The following is a 15831-nucleotide window of genomic DNA, read 5'->3' as shown; positions in this document are numbered from 1 at the left end:
CGCCCCACCGCTCGTCAGGAGGCCGGTGAGGGTGAATACTGAATCCCGTTCGGTAACCCCGTGAGCGGAGGACCAAGGTGTCCGAGAACTTCTCGATGACCATCGACGGCCGGGCGGTGACCGCGCCCGGCACCTTCGGCGTGATCGATCCGGCGACCGGCGAGGTGGCCGAGCAGGCGCCCGACGCGTCCCGGGAGCAGCTCGACGCCGCGATGGCCTCGGCGCAGGCCGCCTACGCCGAGTGGCGCCGCGACGAGTCCGCGCGCCGCAAGGCGCTGCTCGCGGCGGCCGACGTCATGTTCGCCAAGTCCGAGGAGATCGGCCGGATCCTCACGCTGGAGCAGGGCAAGCCCCTGGCCGACGCGACCATGGAGGTCGTCGGCGCCGGCGTGTGGCTGAAGTACTTCGCCGACCTCGAACTGCCCCGCGAGGTCATCCAGGACGACGCCAACGCCCTGGTCGAGGTCGTGCGCCGCCCGATGGGCGTGGTCGCCGCGATCACCCCGTGGAACTACCCGCTGCTCCTCGCGATCTGGAAGCTCGCCCCCGCGCTGCTCGCGGGCAACACGATGGTCCTCAAGCCGTCCCCCTTCACCCCGCTGTCCAGCCTGAAGCTCGGCGAGGTGCTGCGCGACGTCCTGCCGCCCGGCGTGCTGAACGTCGTCACCGGCGGCGACGAGCTCGGCGCCTGGATGACCGGGCACGAGGTCCCCCGCAAGATCAGCTTCACCGGCAGCGTCGCGACCGGCAAGCGCGTCGCCGCCGCGGCCGCGCCGGACCTGAAGCGCGTCACGCTGGAGCTCGGCGGCAACGACCCCGCCATCCTGCTGGACGACGCCGACCCGGCCGCGGTCGCCGACCGGCTGTTCGGCGCCGCGTTCCAGAACAACGGGCAGGTCTGCTCGGCGATCAAGCGCGTGTACGTCCCGGAGGCGCTCTACGGGGACGTGGTGGACGCGCTCGCCGAGCGGGCGAAGGCCGCCCGGGTCGGCAACGGGATGGAGGAGGGTGTCCAGTACGGGCCGATCAACAACCGGCCGCAGTACGAGCGGGTCGGCGAACTCGTCGCCGACGCGCTGGCCGGCGGCGCCCGCGCGGCGGCGGGCGGCAGGCCGATCGACGGGCCCGGCTACTTCTTCGAGCCGACGATCCTCGCCGACGTCGCCGACGGCACCCGGATCGTGGACGAGGAGCAGTTCGGCCCCGCCCTGCCGGTCGTCAAGTACACCGACCTGGACGAGGCCCTCGCCCGCGCCAACGGCACCCACTTCGGGCTGTCCGGCTCGGTGTGGGGCGCCGACGCCGACCGGGCCGCGGAGGTGGCCGGGCGGCTCGAGTGCGGCACCGCCTGGGTGAACACCCACCTCGCCCTCGCCCCCCACCAGCCGTTCGGCGGCTTCAAGTGGAGCGGCGTCGGCGTCGAGAACGGCCCCTGGGGCCTGTACGGGTTCACCGAGCTCCAGGTGATCCACCGCTCGAAGGGCTGAGCGGACCGCCCTGACCGGGTGCGGTCCGGCGGCCGGCCGCCGGACCGCACCCCGTCCCCGGCACGTACCACTTGTCCCACCGACCGCGGAGGAGCCCGACAGGATGCAGACCTGGGACGTCATGCGGCAGGACGACCTCGGCAACGTCTTCCGCGTCGCGGCGCACGACTCCCGGATCTCCGCGCTGGCCCAGGCCATCGTCCTGGAGAGCGGCGTCCGGCACAGGCAGATGTACTGGGTGGACGGCCCGCCGGGGCCCGCCGTGCGCACCAACCGCGACCTGTACCTGGTGTTCCTGCACCTCGGCCAGGACACCAGGGCCGCGTCGTGGTCCCTGTCGGCGTTCCTGCGCTCGCTGTGGAAGGTCGGCGCCGTGCTCGCCGACCAGGCGCGGCTCGAGCCGGACGACGTGGCGGCGATGTTCGCCGCGGCCGCCGCCACGTCGCCGGCCCCCTTCGACCCCGCGTGGAGCGGCAGGGACCTGTCGCTGCCCGGCGACGAACCGGAGGGGTACGCCGACTGGGAGCGGGTCCTGCTCTCCCAGATCGCCGACCTGGAGGACTTCCTGGCCGCTCCACCCGGCCCGCAGGCCCGGTTCGGCGTGGAGGCGCCCCGGCCGCCCGGCGCGGGGGCCCGCGCCACCCCGTCCCGCTGGTACAACTTCGACCCGGCGACGTACCTGGAGTGCGCGGTCGCGGGCAGCCTCGGCGGGTGGGACGCCGCCGACGGCGCCCGCGTGCCGCTGCCGACCGGGCCCGGCGAGCCGCCGGCCCGCTCCCCCGTCCGCGCGATCACCGCGATGAGCTGGGCCGATCTGGCCCGCGTCGCCGTGTGCGGGCAGATGTACGAGTAGCCCGCCCTGTCACCCCGCCCTGGCACCCCGGCGTGGTAGGACTGGCTCCATGGGCGACAGGCCGGTCGAGTTCGGCGACCGGGGCGGCTGGTGGCTGGCACGGGGCCGCCCCCATCCGGCGCTGCGCCCGTTCCTGCGCTCCTATGACGGCTACTGGGAGACGGAGGCCGTCCCCACCCGGATGCGGACCCTGCCCACCCGCACCACCGTGGTGATCCTCAACCTGGGCCCGCCGCTCCACCTGGAGGTCCCCGACCCTGGGGTGCGCGACCGCGCGTACGGGTCGTTCGTCGCGGGGATGCACGACGGCCACGGCATGTACCTCAGCCCCGGCGGGCAGCGCGGCATCCAGCTCGACGTGACGCCCCTCGGCGCCTACACGCTGCTCGGCGTCCCGATGGCGCGGCTCACCAACGCCGCCGCCGACCTGCCCGACCTGCTCGGCCGGGAGGCGCGGACGCTGGTCGAGCGGCTCGGCGACGCGCCGACCTGGGAGGCGCGGTTCGACATCCTGGACGCCTTCCTGCTGCGCCGCCTCGACGCCGGCCCGGTCCCCGACCGGGAGGTGGTCCGGGCGTGGCGGCTGCTCACCGGCGACCCCGCCGTGTCCGTCGCCGGAATCGCCGCCGACGTCGGCTGGAGCCGCAAGCACCTCACCCACCGGTTCCGCGAGCAGGCGGGGCTGCCGCCCAAGGTGATGGCGCGGGTGCTGCGCTTCCAGCGCGCCGTCGAGCTGCTCCTCGGCGGCGCCGGGCTCGCCGAGGCCGCCTTCGCCTGCGGCTACTACGACCAGGCCCACCTCAACCGGGAGTTCCGCGCCCTGTCCGGCTGCACGCCCACCGAGCTGGTCGGCGGCCGGCTCGGGCAGCAGCGCGTCCCCGCGCCGGCCGACGTCCCCGCCTGACCCGGGCCGCGGTCAGTTCTGGTGCACGCCGCCGCCCAGGTTCATCACGATGACGCCGAGCACGATGATCACCGCGCCGGCGATGGTCACCGGCTTGACCGGCTCGTCGAACAGCAGGACGCCGCCCGCGAACGCGCCGATCGTGCCGAGCGCGGACCAGATGGCGTACACGGGCCCGACGTTCAGCGACGTCAGCGCCCTGGCCATGAAGACGAACGAGATCAGGTACCCGGCCACGACGATCAGCGACGGCACGAGCCGGGTGAACCCGTCGGAGGCCCGCATCGCCAGCGTCGCGGTGACCTCGAAGGCGATCGCCAGGCCGAGCAGCACGAACGGCATCAGCGGGCCTCGCCGTACTCGGCGGCGACCGCCTCGAAGACCTTCATGTCCGCGTCGAACGGCGAGCCGGGGCGGGGCCAGTGCAGCGCGATCTCGGTGATGCCGAGCTCGCCGTAGCGGCCGGCGAGGTCGGCGAACGCGCCGGGCGACTCCAGCCAGGGCTCCTCGTTGAAGCCGGTCAGCAGGACGAGGTCGGCGAGGTCGCGGCCCTCGGCCGCGCACGCCGCGCGCAGGGCGTCCAGCCGGGAGCGGACGATGCCGTAGGGCTCGTCCCCCGCGCCGTGGGCGCTGGTCACCCAGCCGCTGCCGTGCCGGGCGGCGACCCGCATCCCGCGCGGCCCGTCCCCCGCGATGACGAGCGGCACGCGGGGCCGCTGGACGCAGCCGGGCTCCTGCACGACCTCGCGCGCGGTGTAGTACTCCCCCTCGAAGGACGTCTCGGGATCGGTCAGCAGGCGGTCGAGCAGCGCGACCCACTCGGCGAAGCGGGAGGCGCGCTCGCCGGGGCTCCAGTCGGCGCCGCCGAGGACCCCGGCGTCGGACGCGCGGCGCGTGCCGCCCGCCCCGACGCCGATGGTCAGCCGCCCGCCGCTCACGTGGTCGATCGTCTTGATCGCGTGCGCGGCCGGCACGGGGTGCCGGAAGTTGGGCGAGGTCACCAGCGTGCCGATGCGGATCCGGGAGGTGACCGCCGCGGCCGCGGCGAGCGTCGTGTACGCGTCGTACCAGGGCGTGGTGCCGCGCCAGGCGATGTGGTCGTACACCCACGCGTGCCGGAACCCGAGCTCCTCGGCGCGCCGCCACAGCTCCCCGGCCTCCGGCCAGGACCGCATGGGCCACATCACGGTGCCGATCCTCGGTGCCGTCACCGGTTCCTCCGTTCTGCCCCTGACGCCCCACCGCGGAAACGTCCCCCCAATAGATACATGCCGCCGGGACCGCTCACGCGCCGGCCCCCGCGAGCCACCGGTGCAGGGCCCACCACCAGTTCGCGGTGCGCGACACCGCCGCGCCCCCGGCGGGGTCGAGCAGCGGCCGCCCGGTCAGCTCCTGGAACCGCCGGATCCGGTACTTCACGGTGTTGCCGTGGACGTGCAGCGCCGCGGCCGTCGGCTCGATCCGGCCGCCGTGGTCGAGGTAGGCCAGCGCGGTCCCCGCCAGTTCCCGGTGGAAGGGATCGCCCGGGTCGAGGCCCGCCAGGAGCGCGGCGGCGAGCAGGCCGCCGAGCTCCGGCTCGGCCTCGGTGGCGGTGAGCAGCGCGAGGTCGGCCAGCTCCCGCATCCCGGTGAGCCCCGCCGCGGCGCCCGCCCGCAGCGCCCGCCGTCCGAGCGCGTACATCGGGGCGACGGCGCCGGGACGGGCGGGCGGCGCGGCCACCAGCAGCGGGCCCGACGGCCCGGTGACCCGGTCCCGCGGGCCGGGGAGCCGGGCGACCAGCGCCGCGAGCCGGCCGTCGACCAGCCCGCACAGGCCGGGCCCGGCGGCGGTGAGCGCCGCCTCCAGCCGCCCCGCCACGGCCGGGTCGCTGACGTCGGACACCACGCAGTGGTAGGCGGCCCGCGGGTCGAGCGGGGCGAGCACGGGGACGGCCTCCCCGTGCAGCAGCTGCCGGAGCATCTGGAGCCGCTCCTCGCGGGCGGTCCGCGCCATCTCCAGCTCGGCGACCCGGTGCGCGTGGACCATCCGCTGCACGAGCGCCGTGGTGATCTCGTCGATGCGGGTCACGCCGTCCAGCAGCGCCGCGTCCGGGACGCCCATCCGGCGCCCGTCGGCGACGAGGGCCCGGACGAGGTGGGCGCGGCCCGCCTGGAAGCCGTCCAGGAACGCCGCGACCGGCACGCCCTGCCGGGCCCGGTCCGAGCCGAGCCGCTCGGCCGCCGCGAGGACCTCCTCGCTCGGCTCGCCGTCCTCCAGGGCGGCGAGCACCCCGCGGACGAGGGCGCGGGTGTGCCGCCTGGTCTCCTCCTCCGGCAGCGCGGCCACCAGCTCCGACCGGCCGCGCGCGGCGCGGACCGTCGCCTCCAGCAGCACCGGGTCGTCGGTGTGCTCGATCAGCAGCCGCAGGAAGCGGTCGCCCGCGCCGGGGTCCATCACCCCATTGTGCTCCGCCGTTGTCCCTTCCGGACAACCGGGCGTGCGGGCGTTGGGCGCCCCCGGTCTAGCCGGGAGGCCGGACCATGGTGTTCGGTGGTCGGGAGACGAGCCCGAGGAGTGCCCGATGTCCGACGAGGAAGAGTTCCTGGAGAAGCTGCCGACCGACCTGATCTTCCGGCTGCCGCCCGCGTTCGACGACGTCGCGGACGAGCGCCGGCACCGCAAGGAGCGCCTCGCCGCCGCGCTGCGCATCTTCGGCAAGTTCGGCTTCGAGGAGGGCGTGGCCGGGCACATCACCGCCCGCGACCCCGAGCGCACCGACCACTTCTGGGTCAACCCGTTCGGCATGTCGTTCAAGCACATCCGGGTCAGCGACCTGATCCTGGTGAACCACGAGGGCAAGGTCGTGGAGGGCCGCTACCCGGTCAACGAGGCGGCGTTCGCGATCCACTCGCAGGTGCACCAGGCGCGCCCGGACGTGGTGGCCGCCGCGCACAGCCACTCCACCCACGGGCGGGCGATCTCGGCGCTCGGCCAGAAGCTCGAGCCGATCACGCAGGACGTGTGCGCGTTCTACCAGGACCACGGGCTGTTCGACGACTACACCGGCGTCGTCACCGACCTCGAGGAGGGCAAGCGCATCGCCGCGGCCCTCGGCGGCCACAAGGCCGTCATCCTGCGCAACCACGGCCTGCTCACCGTCGGCGACACCGTGGACGCCGCCGCGTGGTGGTTCATCACGATGGAGCGCTCCTGCCAGGTCCAGCTCCTGGCGAAGGCCGCGGGGCAGGTCGTGCCGATCGAGCACGACAACGCCGTCCTCACCCACGAGCAGATCGGCAACGACCTGGTCGGCTGGATCAACTACCAGCCCCTCTACGACCAGATCACCCGCGAGCAGCCCGACCTGTTCGAGTAGGCGGCCCCTCCCCCGGCCCCGGCGCCCTCGGCGGCGCCGGGGCCTTCGCGCGCCCCGGGCGCGCCCGCGGATCGTGGTGGGCGAGCAGGACGCGGGCGATGCGCTCCAGTGCCGCCCGGTCCTCGGGGGTCAGCGGCTCCAGCAGCTCGGCGTCCAGCTCGGCCGCGCGGCGGGTGACCTCGTCCAGCTCCGCGCGGCCCTCGGCGGTCAGCTCGACCACGTAGCGGCGGCGGTCGGCCGGGTCGCGCTCCCGGCGGACGAGCCCGGCCCCCTCCAGCCGCCCCACGACCTCGACGAGGTCGCTCGGGTCGATGCGCAGCCGGACGCCCAGGTCGCGCTGGGAGGCGGGCGCGGCGTCGTCGAGCGCGGACAGCACGGCGAAGTGCCAGAGGCCGAGCCCGTGCTCGTCCATCATGCGGCCCATCCGCACGCGCCCGGCCCGCCCGACCTGGGCGAGCACGAACGTGGTGATCCCGAGCAGGCGGGGCGGCAGCGGCCCGGCGGTCTCCTCCATCCCCCTATTGTAGGGTTGCCCCAATCATTGGTGAGCACCCACGAATGGGAGACGGTATGGACGCGCTGTATCCGCGCCTTCTGGTGGACGACTTTCCCGCCTGCGCCCGCTTCTACGAGGCGGCGATGCGGGCACTGCTCGGGATCGAGCCGGTCAAGCTGCTCCCGGAGGCCGAATACGCGAACTGGGACCTGCGGGGTGAGGCCGTGCTGGTCGTGATGGGACGCGCCCGGATGGCCAAGGCGGTCGGTACCGCGGACCTGCCCGCGCCGTCCGGGCAGGACGGCGCGATGCTGGTCCTGCGCGTGGCCGACGTGGACGCGGCGGCCGGGACGCTCCGCGGGCTCGGCGCCGCGCAGGTCGCCGGGCCGCGGGACCGCCCCGAGTGGGGGCCCGGGCTGCGCACCGCCCACCTGCGCGACCCCGGCGGCAACCTGCTGGAGCTCCAGTCCTACTGAGCGGTCTCCTCGCCCGGCTCCCCGGCGGGCTCGGTGAGCGGGAGCAGGACCTGGAAGCGTGTGTCGCCGGGAAGCGACTCCACCCGGATGTCGCCGCCGTGCCGGCCCGCGACGATGCGCCAGGAGATGTCGAGGCCGAGGCCGGTGCCCTGCCCCACCGGCTTGGTGGTGAAGAACGGCGTGAAGATCCGGCCGAGGTCCTCCTCGGGGATGCCGACCCCGGTGTCGGCGATCTCCACCAGCGCACAGTCGTCCTCGCGGGCGGTGCGGATCGTCAGCGTGCCGCTGCCCTGCATGGCCTGCAGCGCGTTCACGATCAGGTTCGTCCACACCTGGTTCAGCTCGGCCGCGTAGACCGGGACGGGCGGGAGCGTCTCGTCGTAGACGGTCTTCACCGTCACGCCGTCGCCGAACTTGCGCTTCAGCATGGTGAGCGTGCTGTCCAGCAGCTCGCGCAGGTCGGTGCGCTGGTAGGGGGCGCGGTCGAGCTGGGAGTACTGGCGGGCGGAGTCCAGCAGCGCGGTGATGCGGCCCATCGCCTCGGAGATCTCCGCCTGGAGCTGGGTCACCTCCATCACCTCGGCCAGCCAGCGCATCGCGGCCGGCAGGTGCCCGCGCGCCGCGCGCTCGACCTCCTCGGCCTGCTCGATGCCGATCCCGGCGGCCACCAGGCCGGGCGCGAGCTCCCAGGCGCCCTCGACACCGTGCTCCTCCAGCCAGTCGCCCAGCTCGTCCTCGGCGTCGCTGACCTCCAGCGGGCTCCGGCGGCCGCCCGGCGCGGCGGGCAGCGCCGGGCGCAGCGCCACGAGCGCGCTCAGATGGGTGCAGTCGACGCCCTGCGCGGCGAGGTCGGCCAGGCTCTTCTGCGCCCCGATCAGCCGGTCGCCGAGCTCGGCGCTGGCCCGCGCCGCGGCGGCGGCCGGGTTGTTCAGCTCGTGGGTGAGGCCCGCGGTGATCGTGCCGAGCGCGGTGAGGCGCTCGCGCTGGTCGATGGCCCGCCGCGCGTTGGTCATCCCGAAGAAGACGCCCTCCAGCAGGTGCGTGGCCATCGGGAACCACTTGCGGACCATCTTGCCGAACTTGTACGCCGGCAGCACGAAGAGCCGCGAGGGGCGCGTCGCGCGCAGCGAGTGCTGGTACCGCTGCTCGATCTTGTCGCCCAGGTACGCCTGCACGGCCCCGCCGTAGGTGCCGGGCCGGTCGGTCCGGCTGACCTGCGCCACGTGGCCCCGGACGTTCTGGGTCATGACCATCTCGCCGTCGAGCAGCACGTACAGGAACTCGGCGGCGTCGCCCTGGGCGCAGATGATCCCGTCCTGCGGATAGTCGGCGACCGTCCCGCAGGCCGACAGCCATCCCAGCTTCTCGTCGTCGAGGTCCTCGAAGAGGAACAGCTCCCGGAGCTGCTCCGGTGACGCGGTGTTCATGCCTGCTCCAGGTAACGGTGGACCAACGCGACGGCCATCGCGCCGTCGCCGACCGCGGACGCCACCCGCTTCATCGACTCCGAGCGCACGTCGCCCGCCGCGAACACCCCGGGGACGCTGGTCTCCAGGTGGTAGGGCTGGCGGGTGAGCGGCCAGCCGGCGGGGCGGCGTCCCCCGCCGACGAGGTCGGGCCCGGTCAGGACGTAGCCGCGCGCGTCGCGCTCGACGAAGCCGTCCAGCCACTGCGTGCCGGGTTCGGCGCCGATGAACACGAACAGCCAGTTCGCGTCGATGGTCTTCTTGCCGCCAGGCCAGGCGAACGTGAGCCGCTCCAGCCGGTCGGCGCCCTCCGCGGCGCACACCGTCTTGCCGGTGTGCACCTCGATGTTCGGCGTCGCCGCGATCTGCTCGACCAGGTAGTGCGACATCGACTTCGCCAGGCTGTCGGCCCGGACGACGATGTGCACCCGCTTGGCGTACTTCGCCAGGTGCACGGCCGCCTGGCCCGCGGAGTTGGCGCCGCCCACGACGGCGACCTCCTCGCCCGCGCACGACGGCGCCTCGGTGAGCGCGGCGCCGTAGTAGACGCCGCGCCCGGCGAAGTCGTCCACGCCCTGCGCGTTGAGGCGCCGGTAGGAGACGCCGGTGGCGAGGATGACGGCGTGCGCGGCGATCTCCGTGCCGTCCGCCAGCCGTGCCACCCGGGCCGTGCCCCGCGACTCCAGCGCGGTGACCTCGCCGGCCTGCAGCAGCTCGGCGCCGAACCGGTCGGCCTGGCGGCGGGCCCGGTCGGCGAGCTGCGCGCCGCTCACCCCGTCGGGGAACCCGAGGTAGTTCTCGATGCGGGAGCTCTGCCCGGCCTGGCCGCCGAGGGCGCGCCGCTCCACCACCACCGTCTTCAGGCCCTCGGACGCGCCGTACACGGCGGCGCCGAGCCCGGACGGGCCGCCGCCGACGACGATCAGGTCGTAGAAGTCGGTGGACGGGATGCTCGGCAGCCCGACGGCGGCGGCCAGCTCGGCATCGGAGGGGGCCGACAGCACCGTCCCGTCCGCGGTCACGATCAGCGGCAGCTCGGGGCAGTCGGCCGCGGTGACCAGCTGGGCGCCCTCCGGGTCGCCGTCCATCAGCCAGGTGTAGGGCACCTGGTGGCGGGCGAGGAAGTCGCGGACCTCGTAGCAGCGGGACGACCAGCGGTGCCCCACCACCCGCAGCTCGCCCGGCGGGCGCCGCTCGACCCGCGCCCAGGCGTCCAGCTGCTCGTCGATCACCGGGTAGAACTTCTCCTCCGGCGGGTTCCACGGCTTCAGCATGTAGTGGTCGAGGTCGACGTCGTTGATCGCGCGGATCGCCGCGTCGGTGTCGGCGTAGGCGGTGAGCAGGACCCGGCGCGCGAACGGGAACAGGTCCATGGCGCGCTCCAGGAACTCCACGCCGTCCATGCCGGGCATCCGGTAGTCGGCGAGCAGCACGGCCGTGTCGTCGCCGCGCAGCCGCAGCTCGCTCAGCGCCTCCAGGGCCTGCCCGCCCGACTCGGCGCGCACGATCCGGTACGACTCGGCGTACCGGCGGCGCAGGTCCCGTGCCACGGCCCGGGACACGCCCGGGTCGTCGTCGACGGTCAGCAGCACTGGTTTGGACAACGCGTCCCCCTCGTTTCAGCACATCCGCGAGCAAAAGCCTACGTGGATCCGGCGCCCGTGCGCCGGACCGGATCCGCCGACCGGGGCCCCGCCGCCCGGACGCCGCCGCGCCATCGGCCATGATCGGGGGCATGGACCTGCGTGTTGCGCTGATCGGATACGGCACCGGCGGCTCGGTCTTCCACGCGCCGCTGATCTCGTCGGTGCCGGGGATGCGGCTGGCCGCGGTCGTGACCGGCGCCCCGGAGCGGCAGCGGGCCGTGCGGGAGCGGTACCCGGAGGCGGAGGTCCTCGACACCGTCGACCGGCTGTGGGGCGCGTCGGGCGCCTGCGACCTGGTGGTGGTCACGGCCCCGAACCGGCAGCACGTGCCGCTGGCCCGGACCGCGCTGACCTCGGGCGTCCCCGTCGTCGTGGACAAGCCCGTCGCGGCCGCGGCGGCCGACGCCCGCTCCCTCGCCGCGCTGAGCGCCGTCCGCGGGCTGCCGGTGTTCCCCTTCCACAACCGGCGCTGGGACGGCGACTTCCAGACGGCGCGGCGGCTCGTCGCCGAGGGCGCCCTCGGCGACGTCCGGCGCTTCGAGTCCCGCTTCGAGCGCTGGCGGCCGGAGGTCAGGGAGAGCTGGAAGGAGAGCGCCGACCCCCGCGACGCGGGCGGCATCCTGTTCGACCTCGGCTCCCACCTCATCGACCAGGCGATCGCCCTGTTCGGCCGCCCGGAGAAGGTCTACGCCGAGATCGACACCCGCCGTGCCGGGGCGACGGCGCCCGACGACGTGTTCGTGGCCCTGACCCACCCCGGCGGCACCCGGTCGCACCTGTGGATGAGCGCCACCGCCTCGCACCTGGGCCCGCGCTTCCGCGTCATCGGCGGCAAGGCGGCGTACACGGTCTCGGGCATGGACGTCCAGGAGGAGCAGCTCCGCGCGGGCCTCACCCCCAGGGACCCCGGCTACGGCATCCCCCCGACCGGGTCCGGCGGCCTGCTCGGCACGCCGGGAGAGGAGGCCCCGGAGCCCACCGCCGCGGGCGCCTACCACGACTTCTACGCGCGCGTCCTGCGGACGCTCCGGGACGGCGCGCCGCCCCCTGTCACCCTCGCCGACGCGATCACCGGGCTGGAGGTCATCGAGGCCGCCGCCCGCTCCGCCCGCGAGTCCGCCGTCGTCGACCTCGGCGACCAGTAGCGCACCTCGGCGACCGGGCCGGTCGGAGCGCCCCGGTCAGTGCACGCCGCCGTCAGAGGACGGAGACGTGGACGTGGTCGAAGTGGTTCTGGGTGACGCTGCCGCGGTCCTCCATCTGCCGCCAGCCGCCGCTGCCGCGCATGTCGTAGATGCGCTGCTTCCAGATGACGTACTTGATGCCGAGGCGGGACGCGTTGTCGATGACGTACTGGGCGACGCGGTCGCCGTGCGCCTGGGCGGAGGCGCTCGGCATCTTGCCGCCGGTGCTCTCCATGAAGTCGCAGGCCCGGCCCGAACCGTGGTCCTGCGGGTCGCCCGGGCGCGAGCAGCCGATGGTGGGGAAGGCGCCGAACCTGCCGTCGATCTCCTGCAGCGCGGTGCGCATCCGCGCCGTCATCGAGTTGCCGACGATCGGGGACTTCGTGCCGCTCGCCCCGTCCGGGCGGCCGCCGCCGCTGGGGACGCTGGTGCGGGTCACCTCGGGCTTGTACTTGGCGAGCAGCTTCTTGACGCGGGCGCGCTGGCCCTCCAGGTCGTCGATCTCCTTCTTGACGGCGGCCAGCTTCTGCCTGGCCGTCGCCCGCGACTGGACCGCCTTCGCGTTCAGCGCCTCCAGGCTCTGGATGCGGCGGCCGTTGTTGCGGGTGATGTGCTCGATCACGGCGGCGTCGCGGACGGCGGCGCCCGGCTCGGCCGAGGAGATCATCGGGATCACGTCGAGGCGCCCGGTCATGTAGGTCGTGGAGGCGATGCGGGCCACGTCGACGCGGGCGGCGTCGTACTCGCGGCCGGCCTTCGTCGCGTCCGCGCCGGCGCGCTCGGCGGCCTTCTTCGCCTCCTCGAGGGAGACGAGCTCGCCCCGGTACTCCTTGGAGAGCTTCTCCGAGCGCGCCTTGAGCTTGGCGTACTCCTTCTTCAGGTCCTTCGGCTCCTGCGGGAGGCTCGCCGTGCTCCCGGACACCGGCGGCAGGGCCGCCGAGACGCCCGCCGCGAGGGCCAGCGCCGCGAGGCGCTTCGCCGTCCTGCGCCCGCGCGGGGGGCGGGGCGTCCTGCCGGGGGGATCGAGGGCCGCCACAGATCTCTCCTAGATAACAAAGCTCAAGATTGGCGGCACGCTACCACAATCGCCCGAATTGCCTCACAAGGTTCACAAAACACATAGCGTCACGCGCGGGCTACCGGCGGCCCCGCCCCCGGACGGCCCAGGGGCCGGACCGCGTGGCGCGGTCCGGCCCCCTCCCCCGGTGGCACCGGACGGATCCGGCGCCCCCCGTCACGGCCCGACGAGCTCCTCCCAGCGCGGCACCCGCGGCTGCGACAGCAGCCGCAGGCCGGCCTCGGCGAGCGTCCGGTCGCCCTTGCGGTTGTTGCACCTCCCGCACGCCAGGACGGTGTTCTCCCAGGTGTCGCCGCCGCCGCGGGACTGCGGGTGGACGTGGTCGATCGTGTTGCCGCGCTTCCCGCAGTAGCAGCAGCGGCCGCCGTCGCGCAGGTAGACGCCCCGCTTGCTCCAGGGCGGCCGCCTGCCGTGCCTCCAGCGCATCGCGACGTAGCGGACGAGCCGCAGGACCCGCGGCACCGGGAAGCGGCCGAAGGTGCGGCCCTCCTCGGCCTCCTCCACGACGGCCACCTCGCGCACCAGCATGCGGATGGCGTGCCGCAGATCCACCCGCTGCATGGGCTCGTACGACGCGTTGAGGACGAGCACGTTCACCGTGTCACCTCCCTGGCCCGTGCCGCTCCCCCGTCAGGATTCGAACCTGGATATCCGCATTAACAGTGCGGCGTTCTGCCGTTGAACTACAGGGGAATGCTTCGGCAATTCTCCGCCTTCCGGGCATTTCCCGGAAGACCTCCTTGAGAATGCCCATCGGCGGGGCCCGGAGGCAACGTGTTTTCCGGTCAGGACCCGGTGGCGGGGAGGGCGGACACCGCGGCCTGGTACTCCAGGGACTCGCGCTCCAGGCGGAAGCCGAGCTCCTCGTTCACGGCGAGCATGTGGGCGTTGTCGCCGGAATTGTCTGTTTCGATTTCCCGCACCCCCGGGCACTCCTCCCCGAGCCAGCGCAGCATCGCGGCCTTCACCCAGATGCCGAGCCGCCGGCCGCGGTGCTCGGGCAGCACCGCCGTGTCGTACTGCGCCGCGCGCCCGGCGCACCCCGCCGGCACCACGACCTCGGTGAACCCGGCGATGACGCCGCCGGCCAGCGCCGCGACCGTGTACAGGTCGTCGCCGCGCTTGGCGACGATCTCGGCCATCTCGCGGACGCGGTGCGCGTCCCACGGCGACCCCTCGTACTCGGCGAAGTCCGCCATGGCGTGCTTGGCGCGGGCGAGGGCGTCGGCGTGCTCGTCCGGCACCGCGCCCTTCCAGCGCACGAGCCGGTACCCGGCGGGCGCCTCCGCCAGCAGCCGCGCCACGCGATCGGCGGGGACCTCGTCCAGCCGCAGCAGCATGCCGCGCAGGGTCAGGACGCACTCGAAGCCGTGCGACTCCAGGAACGGCACGGCCGGGGTGCCCGCGAGGACCTGGGCGATCACGCTGGAGCGGCCGTCGGCGCGCAGGCCGGCCGCGGCCGCGGCGAGCAGGCGGCCGCCGAGCCCGCGCCGCCGGTGCTCGGGGCGGACCTGGATGTCGATCTCGCCGGGCCGCTCGGCGCCCGGCTCACCGGGCAGCCGCAGCGCCGCCACCGCCACCAGGGCACCGCCCGCCCCGGGGCCGCCGGCGGCCGCCGCCCACAGCCGCTGCCGCGAGCCGGCCTCCGCCCCGAGCAGCAGCCGCGCCGTCCGCTCCGGGTCGGGCGCGGGGTCGCCGGCCGGCTCGGCCGCGTGGACGGCGGCGAGCACCGAGTGCCACTCCCGGATCTGCGCGTCCGTCGGATCCTCGAGCGCGATGACGTCCATCCGACTTTTGTACCTGATCCCCGCCCGCCGCGACCGGGACCTGGCACAACCCATGGTTTCGGACGTACGGGAACCGGGCTCAGCGGTCTCGCGAGAACGCCTCCAGGATCCGCTCGGCGGCGAGCGCGGGCGTCAGCGCGCCGTCCGCGACCTCCCGTTCCAGGCCGGGCGCCAGCTCCCGGACCCCGGGATGCCCGCGCAGGTCGGACAGCAGGCGGTCGCGGACCAGCTCCCACGTCCAGCCGACCTGCTGGCGGCGGCGCCGGGCCTCGAGCTCGCCGGACTCGCGGAGCCGGTCCTGGTGCTCGACGAGCGCGCCCCACACCTCCTCCAGCCCGGTGCCCTCCTTGGCGCTGCACGTCAGGACCCGCGTGCTCCGGACGCGCTCGTCGCTGCGCAGCAGCCGCAGCGCGCCCGCCAGCTCGCGGGCGGCGCGCTCGGCCTCCCTCCGGTGCTCGCCGTCGGCCTTGTTCACGGCGATGACGTCGGCCAGCTCCAGCACGCCCTTCTTGATCCCCTGAAGCTGGTCGCCGGTGCGGGCGAGGGTGAGGAACAGGAAGGAGTCGACCATCTCGGCGACGGCCGTCTCGGACTGCCCGACGCCGACCGTCTCGACCAGGACGACGTCGTACCCGGCGGCCTCCATGACCACCATCGCCTCGCGGGTGGCCTTCGCGACGCCGCCGAGCGTCCCCGCGGTGGGCGAGGGCCGGATGAACGCGCCCGGGTCGGTGGCGAGGCGCTGCATGCGGGTCTTGTCGCCGAGGATGCTGCCGCCCGTCCGCGTGGAGGACGGGTCCACCGCGAGGACCGCGACCTTGTGCCCCTCCCCCGTCAGCCGGGTGCCGAGCGCGTCGATGAACGTGGACTTGCCGACCCCGGGCACGCCGGTGATCCCGACGCGGCGGGCGCTCCCGGCGTGCGGGGTCAGCTCGACCAGCAGCTTCTGCGCCAGCTCCCGGTGGTCCGGGCGGGCCGACTCCACGAGCGTGATCGCCCGCGCGATCCACGCCCGCGAGCCGTCCCGCACCCCGGCCGCGTAGTCGTCGACGCCCGGCGCGCTCACCGTGCTCCTTCCGATTCCGCCTGGTGCCCCACG

At 74.5% G+C, this 15831-nt stretch carries 16 protein-coding genes and 1 tRNA gene; 6 read left to right on the top strand and 11 right to left on the bottom strand.

Going from position 1 to position 15831, the window contains the following annotated elements:
- The first annotated feature begins 77 nt into the window (after nucleotides 1–77).
- The 3 genes from AB0C21_RS30005 (at nucleotide 78) to AB0C21_RS29995 (ending at nucleotide 3244) form a co-directional block, all read left to right on the top strand.
- The gene (locus tag AB0C21_RS30005) at nucleotides 78–1487 is read left to right on the top strand and encodes an aldehyde dehydrogenase family protein (RefSeq protein ID WP_500208713.1); all 1410 of its coding nucleotides are present in this window, start codon (nucleotides 78–80) and stop codon (nucleotides 1485–1487) included.
- Between the two features lie 103 nt (nucleotides 1488–1590).
- Entirely contained in the window at nucleotides 1591–2340 is a 750-nt protein-coding gene (locus tag AB0C21_RS30000) for a hypothetical protein (RefSeq protein ID WP_500208712.1), read from the top strand.
- A 49-nt stretch (nucleotides 2341–2389) separates the two neighbouring features.
- Nucleotides 2390–3244, top strand: coding sequence for a helix-turn-helix domain-containing protein (locus AB0C21_RS29995; protein WP_500208711.1), 855 nt, complete (start codon nucleotides 2390–2392; stop codon nucleotides 3242–3244).
- A gap of 12 nt (nucleotides 3245–3256) precedes the next feature.
- On the opposite strand, the gene AB0C21_RS29990 is transcribed toward AB0C21_RS29995, so the two are convergent.
- From AB0C21_RS29990 to AB0C21_RS29980, 3 genes are all read right to left on the bottom strand, one after another.
- Complete coding sequence (locus AB0C21_RS29990; protein ID WP_500208709.1) at nucleotides 3257–3586, bottom strand: DMT family transporter; 330 nt, start codon at nucleotides 3584–3586, stop codon at nucleotides 3257–3259.
- Nucleotides 3586–4455: an LLM class flavin-dependent oxidoreductase gene (locus tag AB0C21_RS29985; RefSeq protein WP_500208707.1), complete on the bottom strand. Its 870-nt coding sequence runs from the start codon at nucleotides 4453–4455 to the stop codon at nucleotides 3586–3588. The genes AB0C21_RS29990 and AB0C21_RS29985 overlap by 1 nt, the downstream gene beginning before the upstream one ends.
- A 73-nt stretch (nucleotides 4456–4528) precedes the next feature.
- Complete coding sequence (locus AB0C21_RS29980) at nucleotides 4529–5677, bottom strand: RsbRD N-terminal domain-containing protein (protein ID WP_500208705.1); 1149 nt, start codon at nucleotides 5675–5677, stop codon at nucleotides 4529–4531.
- A 127-nt stretch (nucleotides 5678–5804) separates the two neighbouring features.
- Between AB0C21_RS29980 and AB0C21_RS29975 the strand changes: the two genes are divergently transcribed.
- Nucleotides 5805–6599, top strand: a complete 795-nt coding sequence (locus AB0C21_RS29975; RefSeq protein ID WP_500208703.1) for a class II aldolase/adducin family protein — start codon at nucleotides 5805–5807, stop codon at nucleotides 6597–6599.
- Here AB0C21_RS29975 and AB0C21_RS29970 read toward each other — a convergent pair.
- The gene (locus AB0C21_RS29970; RefSeq protein WP_500208701.1) at nucleotides 6568–7113 is read right to left on the bottom strand and encodes a MarR family winged helix-turn-helix transcriptional regulator; all 546 of its coding nucleotides are present in this window, start codon (nucleotides 7111–7113) and stop codon (nucleotides 6568–6570) included. The genes AB0C21_RS29975 and AB0C21_RS29970 overlap by 32 nt on opposite strands.
- 56 nt (nucleotides 7114–7169) lie before the next feature.
- Between AB0C21_RS29970 and AB0C21_RS29965 the strand changes: the two genes are divergently transcribed.
- Nucleotides 7170–7571 carry a VOC family protein gene (locus AB0C21_RS29965; RefSeq protein ID WP_149258680.1) on the top strand — a complete coding sequence of 134 codons (402 nt, stop codon included), beginning with the start codon at nucleotides 7170–7172 and terminating at the stop codon, nucleotides 7569–7571.
- Here AB0C21_RS29965 and AB0C21_RS29960 read toward each other — a convergent pair.
- Nucleotides 7565–8998, bottom strand: coding sequence for an ATP-binding protein (locus AB0C21_RS29960; RefSeq protein WP_500208699.1), 1434 nt, complete (start codon nucleotides 8996–8998; stop codon nucleotides 7565–7567). The two genes, AB0C21_RS29965 and AB0C21_RS29960, sit on opposite strands and share 7 nt — an antisense overlap.
- Nucleotides 8995–10641, bottom strand: a complete 1647-nt coding sequence (locus tag AB0C21_RS29955) for an NAD(P)/FAD-dependent oxidoreductase (RefSeq protein ID WP_500208697.1) — start codon at nucleotides 10639–10641, stop codon at nucleotides 8995–8997. The genes AB0C21_RS29960 and AB0C21_RS29955 overlap by 4 nt, the downstream gene beginning before the upstream one ends.
- Nucleotides 10642–10772: 131 nt before the next feature.
- On the opposite strand from AB0C21_RS29955, the gene AB0C21_RS29950 reads away from it, so the two are divergent.
- Nucleotides 10773–11828 (top strand): Gfo/Idh/MocA family oxidoreductase, encoded by a 1056-nt coding sequence (locus tag AB0C21_RS29950; protein WP_500208695.1) that lies wholly within the window; start codon nucleotides 10773–10775, stop codon nucleotides 11826–11828.
- 52 nt (nucleotides 11829–11880) lie between these two features.
- Here AB0C21_RS29950 and AB0C21_RS29945 read toward each other — a convergent pair whose 3' ends face one another.
- From AB0C21_RS29945 to meaB, 5 genes are all read right to left on the bottom strand, one after another.
- A complete protein-coding gene (locus tag AB0C21_RS29945; protein ID WP_500208693.1) occupies nucleotides 11881–12903 on the bottom strand; it encodes a coiled-coil domain-containing protein in 1023 nt (340 codons plus the stop codon).
- A 198-nt stretch (nucleotides 12904–13101) separates the two neighbouring features.
- On the bottom strand, nucleotides 13102–13542 hold the full coding sequence (locus tag AB0C21_RS29940; RefSeq protein WP_149258685.1) for an HNH endonuclease: 441 nt from the start codon (nucleotides 13540–13542) through the stop codon (nucleotides 13102–13104).
- Between the two features lie 25 nt (nucleotides 13543–13567).
- Nucleotides 13568–13638, bottom strand: a tRNA-Asn gene (locus AB0C21_RS29935).
- A gap of 92 nt (nucleotides 13639–13730) precedes the next feature.
- Nucleotides 13731–14732, bottom strand: coding sequence for a GNAT family N-acetyltransferase (locus AB0C21_RS29930; protein ID WP_500208691.1), 1002 nt, complete (start codon nucleotides 14730–14732; stop codon nucleotides 13731–13733).
- Nucleotides 14733–14811: 79 nt separating this feature from the next.
- Complete coding sequence (gene meaB / locus AB0C21_RS29925; RefSeq protein ID WP_149258687.1) at nucleotides 14812–15798, bottom strand: methylmalonyl Co-A mutase-associated GTPase MeaB; 987 nt, start codon at nucleotides 15796–15798, stop codon at nucleotides 14812–14814.
- Between the last annotated feature and the right edge of the window lie 33 nt (nucleotides 15799–15831).

This window comes from Spirillospora sp. NPDC049024 (assembly GCF_040649235.1).
In the GTDB taxonomy this organism is placed as follows: domain Bacteria; phylum Actinomycetota; class Actinomycetes; order Streptosporangiales; family Streptosporangiaceae; genus Spirillospora.
The sequence above is the reverse complement of the archived record's forward strand: the minus strand, read 5'-3'. Positions and strand labels throughout refer to the sequence as shown.